Below are 10,932 nucleotides of genomic sequence, written 5' to 3'. Positions count from 1 at the left end.
AAAAAGTGCGCAAGAAGTTGCGCACTGCTGTGCAACTTCTTGCGCACTTGCCTGGAAGTCTTTATGGGCATGACCTGCCTAAATGTATGCACAGGGTTATCCACAGTTTAGTGCGCAACTAGTTGCGCATAATGGCCATAAGTTATCACTGCTCTAAACGGCAAAATGCTCCAACACCCACCCGTCCTCATCCTGCTCATCCACCGCCTTTACTTCCTCGATCATCGCCTGGGCCAAGGGCGACAACCGATACCCCGCCCGGCTGACAATCCCATAACGCGTGTACCGCTCCTCCCGTTCCTCGGCCAACCCTTCAACGCGCAAACACACCAGCTCACCCCGCGCCATGTGCAGCACGTCGCTGTTGGCACTGACGATGCCAATGGCGTCGGAGCGCAGGACTACGCCCAGCAAGCTGTAGCCGTTTTCGCATTCGACGTTGGGAAGGTAGTCGGGCCGGCCACTGAGGTCGACGATCACTTTGCGCAGGTTCGGCGGGCGAATCGTCACGGCCATGGGGTAGCTCATCAGCTCGGCGGCGGTGACGCTGGGCTGGGCCGCCAAGGGGTGCCCGGCGCGGCAGCAGAAGTGCCATTTGCGCGGGCGCAGGCGGTGGGTGTGGTAGTCGGGGTGGGCTTCGAAGTGTCGGGTGTCGGCCACGAAGAACTCGAACTCTTCGCTGAGCAGGCGTTTGTTCAGGCTTTGCCAGTCGTCCACCTGGAACTGCACGCGAGCCTTGGGGTAGCGGCCGATGAAACTGCCGATGGCCCGTGGCACAAGCCCGGCAGCGGGGGCAGGGCCGCAGCCGAAGCGTACTTCGCCCGCCTCCAGAGTGTTGAACTGGCTGATCTCGTTGGCCAGCTGGCGGGCGCCGCTGACCAGTCTTCGCGCGTGTTCAAGCAGAACCAGGCCTTGTTTGGTGGGCGCGAGGTCCTTGCGCCCACGGTCCACCAACTGGCAACCGGCGCTCAACTCCAGTGCCTGGATGCTACGGCTGAACGCCGATTGCGAAAGGTTCACGGTGAGCGCCGCCGCGACAAAACTGCGGTGTTCGGCGAGGGCGATGAAGTGACGAAGTTGGCGCAGGTCGATATGCATTTTTCACATTGAAAATATCGGGCAAATGCATTGGCTATGCATCCGGTGGACTCCTTATAAAGGCAATCTCTTATGCAGTAAAAGTTTGTAAAAACATAAATAAATAGCCTTTGGGAATATGCGTTCTGGCATTTTTCCTGATCCTGGAGCCGCCGATGAACCTGTCGAAACCCCCCGTGTCACCGTCCAACTGGCCGCTTAAACGCTTGCCGCTGGCCTTGCTGTTGGCGGGTTGCGCAGGGTGGTCAACGAGCCAGGCGGCCGAGGTGACGCCCGCGGTAAAAAGCGCGGAAGAGGGCGCCAGCGGGCAGTTGGAGACAGTCACCGTGACGGCCCGCCGCCGCACCGAAAGCGCCCAGGCGGTGCCCACGCCCATGAGCGTGATCGGCGGGCAGGCGCTGGAGAGCCAGCGGGTGTACCGCATTCAGGATTTGCAGCAATTGGTGCCCAGCGTCAACGTGGCGTATATGCATGCGCGCCAGTCCAGCGTGTCGATTCGCGGCCTGGGCAACAACCCGGCCAGTGACGGGCTGGAGGGCAGCGTGGGGCTGTACATCGACAACGTCTACCTAGGCCGCCCGGGCATGGCGGTGTTCGACCTCATGGACATCGAGCAACTCGAAGTCCTGCGCGGCCCGCAAGGCACGCTGTTCGGCAAGAACACCACTGCCGGGGTGATCAACATCAGCACCCGTGCGCCGAGTTTCACCCCCGAGCGCAGCGTCGAAACGTCGCTGGGCGAAGACGGATACTTCCAGACCAAGGGTACGATTTCCGGCCCGCTCACAGAGGACCTGGCGGGACGTTTTTCGGCCTATCGCACCCGCAGCGACGGCGATATCAAGAATGACTACAACGGCCACGACCTCAACGGCGGCTCACGCCAGGGCTTTCGTGGGCAACTGCTGTACAAGCCCAACGATGCTTTCAACCTGCGCTGGATCGGCGACTACAACGAAGAAGATTCCAGCGCCGGCACCCGCGTGCTCTACAGCACCGGGCCGACCATTAACGGCACCAATCTGTACGCCTCGCGGGCGGCTGCCGCTGGCGCGACGCTGGTGGACGGCACCCACCGTCAGGTCAACCTGGACAGCGACCAGCACGTCACCGTGTTTCAGGGAGGCACCTCGCTGGAGGCCAACTGGACCCTGCCGAGCGACTTCACCCTGACCTCGGTCAGCGCGTACCGCTGGTGGAATTTCACCCCGCGCAACGACGACGGCCTCAACGTGCCCGCCAGCTACAACGCCGGGGTATCGGTGCAAGACAAGCAATGGTCGCAGGAATTTCGCCTGGCCTCGCCCGCCGGCGGTTTGTTTGACTACGTGCTCGGCGCCTATTATTTCGGTTCCGATCTGGACAACCAATCCTTCGCCTATTACGGCCCCAAGGCCGACATCTGGAATGGCACCCCCACGGGCGCCCTGAACAATGTCACCAGCCTTGGCAACGGGCACATTCGTACCGACAGTTTTGCCTTGTTCGCACAGGGCACTTGGCACCTTTCTGAACGCCTGGATTTCACCGCTGGGGTGCGCGGCAGCTACGAGCAAAAAAGCGCGTGGGTCAGCCGCGATGCAGCCGTGGGCGGTGATGCGGTCAGCGGCGCCGCGGCCACGGCACGGCGTGGCCGCGCGGGGGCTTATGACTCCGGCGACCTCAACCAATACAGCACCAGCCCGTCCGGCCTGCTCAACCTCAGCTATCACTTCACCGACAACCTGCTGGGCTACGCAACCCTGTCCCACGGCGAGAAGTCCGGCGGGGTCAACCTGGCTGTGGGCTCTGCGCCCACGGCCGGAGCCGATTCGCTGTTGATCGGCACCGAGCGGGCCAACAACGCCGAGCTGGGGTTCAAGAGCACCCTGTGGGACCGCCGCCTGCAGCTCAACGCCAACCTGTTCTGGACCCAGGTCAACGGCTACCAGACCAACGCTTACGACGATACCAACCGCGTGCAGTACCTGACCAACGCAGGCTCCGTACGCTCGCGGGGCGTGGAAGTGGAAAGCACCCTGGTGCCCATCAAAGGTCTGACGCTGAACCTCAATGGCTCCTACAACGATGTGCGCTACCTGTCGTACAGCAACGCACCGTGCCCGCCGGAAGTCAGCCTGCGTCCGGGAGCGCCCGCTTCGTGTGATTTGACCGGGCATCCCGTGGTAGGCGCCTCCAAGTGGATCGCCAATGCCAACGGCGAATACAAATGGAACCTGGATAACGGCTTCGAGCCCTACGTCACCGCCAGCTATGCGTTTCGGTCCAGCGCGGTGGGCACGGTGGAAGACTCCACCTACGGTCAGATCCCCAGCTATGCGGTGGTCAACCTTTCCACCGGCCTTCGTGGGAATTATCAGCAAGGGCAGTGGGATGTTTCGCTATGGCTGAAAAACGCCTTCGACAAAACCTACTACACCACCCTGTGGACCGCCGGGAACGGCGGCTACGAAGGCCTGCTGGGCACGCCGCGTACCCTAGGCGTGACCGGGCGCTACGACTTCTGAGCCGTGGCGATAGGTGGCCGGGCTGAACAGCCGCGTCACCAGCAGCATCGCCACCGCCGTCACCGCGAGCACTGCCCAGGCGGCGTTAAAGCTGCCGGTGAGTTCGCGCAGCCAGCCGGTCAGCCACGGCGATACTGCGTTGATCAAAAAGCCCACGCCCTGCACGAACGCCGCCAGTTGCCCGGCCTCGCGCGGGTCGCGGCGGTGGTCCAGGGTCAGCAGCAGGCTCAGGGCAAAGCAGGCGCCCAGGCCAAAGCCCGCCAGTGCCACCCACACATGGGGCAGATGCGCGGGCGCCATCAGCAGGCCGAGGTAGCCCATGAGTTGGGCCAGCAGGCTGATGCCGAGCAGCGGTCGACGGTCGATCCCGCGTTGCGCCAGCGCGGGCATCAGCAGTGCGGCGCTCACCTGGAAAATCGTCATGTAGGCCAACAGCGAACCGCTCGGCAACACGCCCCAGCCCAACTGCTGATAGAAGGCAGGCAACCACGCCACCAGGCTCATGTAGCCGCAATTGACCAGGCCAAAATACAGCGCCAGCAACCAGGCTCGCCGGTTGCGCAGCCCCTTGAATGTGGGCGCCACCTGGGCACTTTTCGGCGCCCCCAACGGCAGGCAGGCCCACAGCAGCAACGCGCCCAGCGCAGGCAGCAACCAGATACCGAGCCCGGCCTGCCACTGTTGAAACTGCGTGGCCACCACGGGGCTCAGCAGCGCCGCCAACCCGCCGCCCCCCATCAGCGAAGCCGAATACACCCCCATCGCCAACGGCACGCGCTGACGAAACTCACGCTTGATCATCGCCGGCACCAACGCCTGGATCAGCGCCACCCCCGCGCCGCCGAGCAGGGCGGTGGTCAGTAATGCCGATGCCTGGCCGAACAGCCAGCGCACCAGGCACGCCGACAGAATCATCATCAAGCCCAGTGCAATACCGCGCCGTTCGCCCAGGCGCGCCTCTACGCGCACCCCCACCAGCGCCACCAGGCCCATGCATATCACCGGCAGGCTGGTGAGCAGGGCGCTGCTTTGGAAACTCAGGCCGGTGGCTTGGCGGATCTCGCCCAGCAGCGGGCTGATGGAACTGAGCAGGGGCCGCAAGTTCAGGCCCAGCACCATCAGCAGGCCCCAGCCGGCCAATGATTTGTTAAGTGTCATGGGAAATTCTTAGCAGGGTGAGGCGTGCAGTATGGCCAGCCACCCAAGTATGCTGAAATTAAATATAACCATGCCAACCAGTGGCAAACGTGATGGTGAGCCGAATGTTCGACCCTGTGTTGCTGCGCAGCTTCATGGCCGTGGCCGATTGCGGCAATTTCACCCGCGCCGCCGAGCGGCTGCACTTGACCCAATCCACCGTGAGCCAGCAGATCCGCCGTCTGGAGGACGCCTTGGCGTGCCAGCTGCTCGACCGCGACCAGCGCCGCGTGGTCGCCACCGCCGAGGGCGAGCGCCTGTTGGCCTACGCCCGGCGGATCCTGGCGCTGCACGAGGAAGCGGCGGAGGTCCTGATCAATCAACAGAGCGACGGCGTGCTGCGTTTGGGCGTGCCCGAGGACTTTGCCGCCGAGCGCCTGATGCCGTTGCTTTCGGGTTTTGTGCGGGCCTACCCGCGGGTACGCCTGGAGGTCACCAGCGGCCTGGGCCCCGAATTGCTGCGCCAGTACCGTGCCGGTGAGTTCGACGTGCTGCTGGTCAAGCAAATGGGCGACAGTGACGACTGCCTGGCGTCCTGGCCCGAGCCGCTGTGTTGGGTGGACAGCCGCCGCACGCCGGCATTGGCGCGCGACCCGCTGCCACTGGTGGCATTCCCCGTGGGCGGTTTGTACCGCAACGAAATGCTGCACCACCTGGAAGTGGGCGGGTGGCGCTGGCGCATTGGTTACAGCAGCGCGAGTTTGGCCAGTGTGTGTTCGGCGGTCGCGGCGGGCTTGGGTATCAGCCTCTTGCCGGTGCGTGTGGTGCAACGCGGGCATCGGGTGTTGGGTGCCGACAGCGGCCTGCCGGTGGTGCAGGGCGTGCGGCTGGCGTTGTACGGCCGCAGCGGGCAGGGCGCGGCGGGGCAGACGCTTCAGGAGGAGTTGATGGCCCTGTGCGAAAGCAACCCTGGGTAGCGTCTATGCCGCGGTTTCGGGTGCTTTGCGCGCTCAAAATCGATGCCTTTCACGAATATTTTTCATGCCTTTAAGGCATCGATATTTTTCGCCTTGGCTACAGCCCTTGAATCACGCGGCTTTTGCGTTTCCGTATGTTTCTTATATTCATTATTCTTCTATATGAAGCTTCAAATATTCTTTTAAGAGATAAGCATCCAGGCCAGATGATTCACCCCTCGACAGCCGCTTCAGGCGGGACTGTCGGTTTTTTTGCTTAAAGAACGTAGGGGAGTTAATCAATGGGCAATGTCCAGACCGCTGCCAGTGCACCTGAGGCGCAATGGCGCCAGGCGCCGGGTGGTGAGTTGGTCGACCTTGGCCGCACGCATCGTGCGCCGTTGGGGCAACTGCGGTTGCAGAAAACCCCCAAGGGCATCCTGAAGCGCCGCGAGGCCTTGTTACTCGGCCTGCTGGCGCTGGCGCTGCACGGTGCGGTGATCTACTGGGTGGCCCAGAAGCCCACGCCGGTGCTGCCGATTGTGCCGCCCGAAATTCCGCCAATGACCATCGAGTTCTCGCAGCCGGCCCCGCCGGTGGTGCAACCGCCGCCGCCCGTGCCGCCACCGCCGCCACCGCCCGTGGTCGAGCCACCGCCGCCGGTGGTGGATGAATTGGCCGCCAAGCCTGCGCCCAAAAAGATCCCCAAGCCCAAGCCCGTGCAAAAGCCCGAGCCCAAGCCTGCGCCCAAGCCGATCGAGCAACCGCCCGCGCCACCACAACCGGCGCCGCCTGCTCCGGCACCGGCTCCAGCGCCGCCTTCGCCCGCGCCGGTCACCCCGGCGTCGGCCAACGCGGCGTACCTGAAGAACCCGGCGCCCGAGTACCCGTCACTGGCTCAGCGCCGGGGCTGGGAAGGCACGGTGTTGTTGCGGGTGCACGTATTGGCCAGCGGCAAGCCGGGTGAAATCCAGGTCCAGAAAAGCAGCGGTCGCCAGCAACTTGACGACGCCGCACTGGCCGCCGTGAAGCGCTGGAGTTTTGTGCCGGCCAAACAGGGCGATGTGGCTCAGGACGGCTGGGTGAGCGTACCGATCGATTTCAAGATTCATTAATTTTTTGAGGCGCGGTGTGTTGCACACCCCGCGCTCTGCACAGAGGGAAAACATCATGGCATTAGCATCTCCAACTGAATCCATCGAAGGCGCGGTGATCTGGCTGCTGGTGGTCTTTTCGGTCGCCACCTGGGGCCTGGCCCTGCTCAAGGGGTTCCAGTTCGGTCGCCTCAAGAACCAGGATCGCAAGTTCCACAAACAGTTCTGGGCCGCGTCGAGCCTCGACGCTGCCGCCGAACTGGCCGACACCCAGCCCGGCGCCGCAGCCCGTGTGGCCCAGGCCGGTTACGCGGCGATCCAGGTGGGCGACACCCCGCACGCCGCCGACCTGAGCCAGGCCATCAACCACCAGGACCGCCTCGAGCGCGCCCTGCGCCAGCAGATCGTGCGTGAGCGCCGCTCATTGGAAACCGGCCTGGCCGTGGTGGCCAGTATCGGCAGTACCTCGCCGTTCATCGGCCTGTTCGGCACGGTGTGGGGCATCATGGAAGCCCTTAAAGGCATCAGCGCCGCCGGTTCCGCCAGCCTCGAAACCGTGGCCGGCCCCATCGGTGCCGCGTTGGTTGCAACCGGCGTGGGGATTGCCGTCGCGGTGCCTGCGGTGCTGGTCTACAACTATTTCCTGCGCCGCCTGAAGCTGACGGCTGCCGACCTTGACGACTTTGCCCACGACTTCTACAGCCTGGCGCAAAAGAATTCGTTCCGCGTGCTGCTGCACCCCACGCTCACCAAAGCGGCCCACACCGGCGCGCACAAAGTGAAGGAGGCCTCCTGACATGGCCTTCTCCACTCAAGACAGCGATGAGGTACTGAGCGAGATCAACGTCACGCCGCTGGTGGACGTGATGCTGGTGCTGCTGGTGGTGTTCATCGTCACCGCGCCCCTGTTGACCAACTCGATCCCGATCAACCTGCCCAAGACCGAGGCCGTGGCCCCGGTGGAGCAGAAAGACCCGCTGGTGGTCAGCATCGACGGCGGCGGCAAATTGTTTATCAACAAAGACCCTATCCAGCCCGACCTGCTGGAAACCAACCTGCAGGCCGCCAAGACCAAAGACCCGGACGTGCGCGTGCAACTGCAAGCGGACGACGGCGTGAACTATGGCGAAGTGGCGCGAGCCATGGCGTCTATCGAACGCGCGGGGATTACCAAGTTGTCGGTGATTACGGCGCGCTAGCGCAGGAGTGAGTGCTGAGCGGCAAGCGACAAGTGATGTTTGGCTTGGTGCTTGCGGTTGATACCTGTTTTTTGGCCGTCTCCTTGGCAGGGTGCGGCCTTTTTTTTGTGCGCAAAAATCCACACGTCCCTAGCCCCGCTTGTCGCTCACCCCATCTGGCTTTTTGGTTATTAATAAATAGCTTCTTATTCCTTAACCTATATATACCGCGTGCCTATACTGCTCAGCACCGTTAAACGTTGCAGGAGGGCACACCCATGCACAGCGAGTCGATTCGTTACCTGATCGTGCCGGGCTGGCAAGGATCGCCAGAAGATCATTGGCAAACCCATTGGCAAAACAGCCTGCCCAACAGCGCTCGCGTGGAGCAGGCTGACTGGTTCACGCCGCGCCGGGAAGACTGGGTGGCTGCGCTGGCGGAAGCCATCGCGGCCGACAGCACCCCTGTGATCCTGATCGCGCATAGCCTGGGTTGCATCACGGTGGCCCATTGGGCCGCGACGGCGCCTGCGCATTGCCTGCGCCAGGTGCGCGGCGCGTTGCTGGTGGCGCCGGCCGATGTCGAACGGCCTGCCTGTGCACCTGCCCTGCGCAACTTTGCGCCGATTCCTACCGACCTGTTGCCGTTTCCCAGCCAAGTTGTCGGCTCCGATAACGACGCTGCCGTCAGTGCCCCGCGGGCGCTGGAGCTGGCGCTGAATTGGGGGGCCGAAGCGGGGATTCTTGCGGGGGCCGGGCATATCAATGTGAAGTCTGGCCACCAACGTTGGGAACAGGGTTTCGCCTACCTCTACCGCCTGCAAAACCGCCTGGAGCATCACGCCCGGCGCCGTGCCTGAACACTTTTAAACGCCCCCGTCCCCTGTGTGGATGGGGGCGGGAGTCTGCCAAGAGCCTGCATGAAACCTTCGGTCAGCCCCTGCTGACTTTCCCCGACGCCGACAAGAGCCCGCTGAGCATCCGCGCCAAGGCGCTGGTGTTTGTCGACCCGCGTTCGCGTCAACTGCGCGAGGATCTCGAAAGCCTCGCTCCGCGTGCCCTGCCCGTGTTGATCCGCGGCGAAACCGGCAGCGGTAAAGAGCTGCTGGCGCGCCATATCCACCGGGGCAGCGACCGTACTGGCCTGTTTGTGTCGGTCAACTGCGGCGCTATCAGCCCCACGTACGCCGACGCCGAATTGTTCGGTTATGCCGCCGGTGCCCACAGCGGCGCGGCCAGTAGCCGGGCGGGCTGGTTTGGCTCGGCCAATGGCGGCACGTTGTACCTCGATGAGATCGGCGACTTGCCGTTGCCGATCCAGGTCAAGCTGCTGGCCGCCCTGGAAAACCACGAAGTCACCCGCGTCGGCGCCCACCAGCCCAGCCCGGTGGACGTGCGCCTGGTGGCCGCCACCAGCATCGACCTGGCCCAGGCCGTGGCGGCGGGCAAGTTCCACGAGCGCCTGTTTCATTACCTCAGCGAAGGCCAGTTGCAACTGCCGGCGCTGCGCGAACGGGTGGGTGACATCCTGTCCCTGGCCGAGTATTTCCTGGGCATCTACAGCCAACGCCTGGACCTGCCGGTGCCGCTGATCAGCGAAGCTGCCCAGCACGCGCTCGAGCATCACAGCTGGCCGGGCAATACGCGGGAGTTGGAGAACGTCATTCACTTTGCGTTGCTGGTGAGCAGTGGCGAAGAAATTTTGCCGGAGCACCTGAACCTGCCGCTGCCTTCGGTGGCGCAGATCGAGTACCAGGCGCGGCAACTGCTGGCCAGCGGCAGCGAAGCCGAACGTATTGCGTTGAAGCGTCTGCTGGAGGGGTTGGTGTCTGTATGAACCAAATGGAATATCAACGTGAATAAAAAGTATTGTTCGGGAATAAAAAATACCGATATTGTCCCTTCCACGCCGCGATAGCATTTCGCTGGCACCCCACCTAAAGCGGACGTCAGAGACGACCCGGATTTTCGATAAGGACACTGCATGAAAAAGGTTCTGTTGTTTACCGCACTGGCGGCTGCCCTGACTGCAAGCATCGCCCAGGCCAACGAGAAACTGGTGGTTGCCGCCACCCCGATCCCGCACGCGGAGATCCTCGAACTGGTCAAGCCGACCCTCGCCAAAGAAGGCGTGGACCTGGAAATCAAAGTCTTCACCGACTACGTGCAGCCGAACGTGCAAGTGGCCGAAAAGCGTCTGGACGCCAACTACTTCCAGACCCTGCCGTACCTTCAAAATTTCAACAAGGGCAAGGGCACCAACCTGGTCACCGTGGTCGGTGTGCACGTTGAACCGTTTGGCGGCTACTCCAAGAAAATCACCAAGATCGAAGACCTGAAAGACGGCGCCACCGTGGCCATCCCGAACGAAGGCAGCAACAGCGGCCGTGCCTTGCTGCTGTTGCAAAAGGCGGGCGTCATCACGCTTAAAGACCCGAGCAATGCCCTGGCCACGCCAAAAGACATCGCCAGCAACCCTAAACACCTGAAATTCAAAGAGCTGGAATCGGCCCTGCTGCCTCGCGTGTTGGACCAGGTCGACCTGGACCTGATCAACACCAACTACGCGCTGGAAGCGGGCCTGAACCCGGCCAAGGACGCCCTGATCATCGAAGACGCCAAGTCGCCGTACGTGAACTTCCTGGTGGCCCGTCCGGACAACAAAGACAGCGACGCGATCCAGAAACTGTCCAAGGCCCTGACCAGTCCTGAAGTCAAAGCCTTCATCGAGAAGAAATACAACGGCGCGGTCGTGCCAGCGTTCTGATTCACCGAAAACCCCCTTCAAGGTTTCAACGCCGACGGCTACCACAGCGTCGGCGTTTTTTATTGCCCGCCCCTCGTTCCCACGCTCCGCGTGGGAATGCCTCCTGGGACGCTCCGCGTCCCGCCATTCAACGCGTATTGGAGCCTTGCGCCAGGGTGACGCAGAGCGTCACCGGCTGCATTCCCACGCGGAGCG

General features: G+C 63.0%; 10 protein-coding genes. 8 read left to right on the top strand and 2 right to left on the bottom strand.

What is annotated here, in order from left to right:
- Positions 1–153: 153 nt before the first annotated feature.
- Positions 154–1,098: a LysR family transcriptional regulator gene (locus ACW9H9_RS27575; RefSeq protein WP_457344403.1), complete on the bottom strand. Its 945-nt coding sequence runs from the start codon at positions 1,096–1,098 to the stop codon at positions 154–156.
- 155 nt (positions 1,099–1,253) lie between these two features.
- On the opposite strand from ACW9H9_RS27575, the gene ACW9H9_RS27570 reads away from it, so the two are divergent.
- A complete protein-coding gene (locus tag ACW9H9_RS27570; protein WP_457344404.1) occupies positions 1,254–3,605 on the top strand; it encodes a TonB-dependent receptor in 2,352 nt (783 codons plus the stop codon).
- On the opposite strand, the gene ACW9H9_RS27565 is transcribed toward ACW9H9_RS27570, so the two are convergent.
- Complete coding sequence (locus tag ACW9H9_RS27565; RefSeq protein WP_457344405.1) at positions 3,576–4,763, bottom strand: CynX/NimT family MFS transporter; 1,188 nt, start codon at positions 4,761–4,763, stop codon at positions 3,576–3,578. The two genes, ACW9H9_RS27570 and ACW9H9_RS27565, sit on opposite strands and share 30 nt — an antisense overlap.
- A 104-nt stretch (positions 4,764–4,867) precedes the next feature.
- Here ACW9H9_RS27565 and ACW9H9_RS27560 point away from each other — a divergent pair, with 104 nt between their 5' ends.
- The 7 genes from ACW9H9_RS27560 (at position 4,868) to ACW9H9_RS27530 (ending at position 10,737) form a co-directional block, all read left to right on the top strand.
- A complete protein-coding gene (locus ACW9H9_RS27560) occupies positions 4,868–5,719 on the top strand; it encodes a LysR family transcriptional regulator (protein ID WP_457344406.1) in 852 nt (283 codons plus the stop codon).
- 281 nt (positions 5,720–6,000) lie between these two features.
- A complete protein-coding gene (locus ACW9H9_RS27555) occupies positions 6,001–6,813 on the top strand; it encodes an energy transducer TonB (RefSeq protein WP_457344407.1) in 813 nt (270 codons plus the stop codon).
- Between the two features lie 52 nt (positions 6,814–6,865).
- Entirely contained in the window at positions 6,866–7,588 is a 723-nt protein-coding gene (locus tag ACW9H9_RS27550) for a MotA/TolQ/ExbB proton channel family protein (protein ID WP_457344457.1), read from the top strand.
- 1 nt (position 7,589) lies between these two features.
- Complete coding sequence (locus ACW9H9_RS27545) at positions 7,590–7,991, top strand: ExbD/TolR family protein (RefSeq protein ID WP_457344408.1); 402 nt, start codon at positions 7,590–7,592, stop codon at positions 7,989–7,991.
- Between the two features lie 257 nt (positions 7,992–8,248).
- A complete protein-coding gene (locus ACW9H9_RS27540) occupies positions 8,249–8,830 on the top strand; it encodes an alpha/beta hydrolase (RefSeq protein WP_457344409.1) in 582 nt (193 codons plus the stop codon).
- A 23-nt stretch (positions 8,831–8,853) separates the two neighbouring features.
- Positions 8,854–9,807, top strand: coding sequence for a sigma 54-interacting transcriptional regulator (locus ACW9H9_RS27535; protein ID WP_457344458.1), 954 nt, complete (start codon positions 8,854–8,856; stop codon positions 9,805–9,807).
- Between the two features lie 147 nt (positions 9,808–9,954).
- A complete protein-coding gene (locus ACW9H9_RS27530) occupies positions 9,955–10,737 on the top strand; it encodes a MetQ/NlpA family ABC transporter substrate-binding protein (RefSeq protein WP_457344410.1) in 783 nt (260 codons plus the stop codon).
- Positions 10,738–10,932: the final 195 nt, after the last annotated feature.

The organism is Pseudomonas sp. SDO5215_S409 (assembly GCF_054071325.1).
The sequence above is the reverse complement of the archived record's forward strand: the minus strand, read 5'-3'. Positions and strand labels throughout refer to the sequence as shown.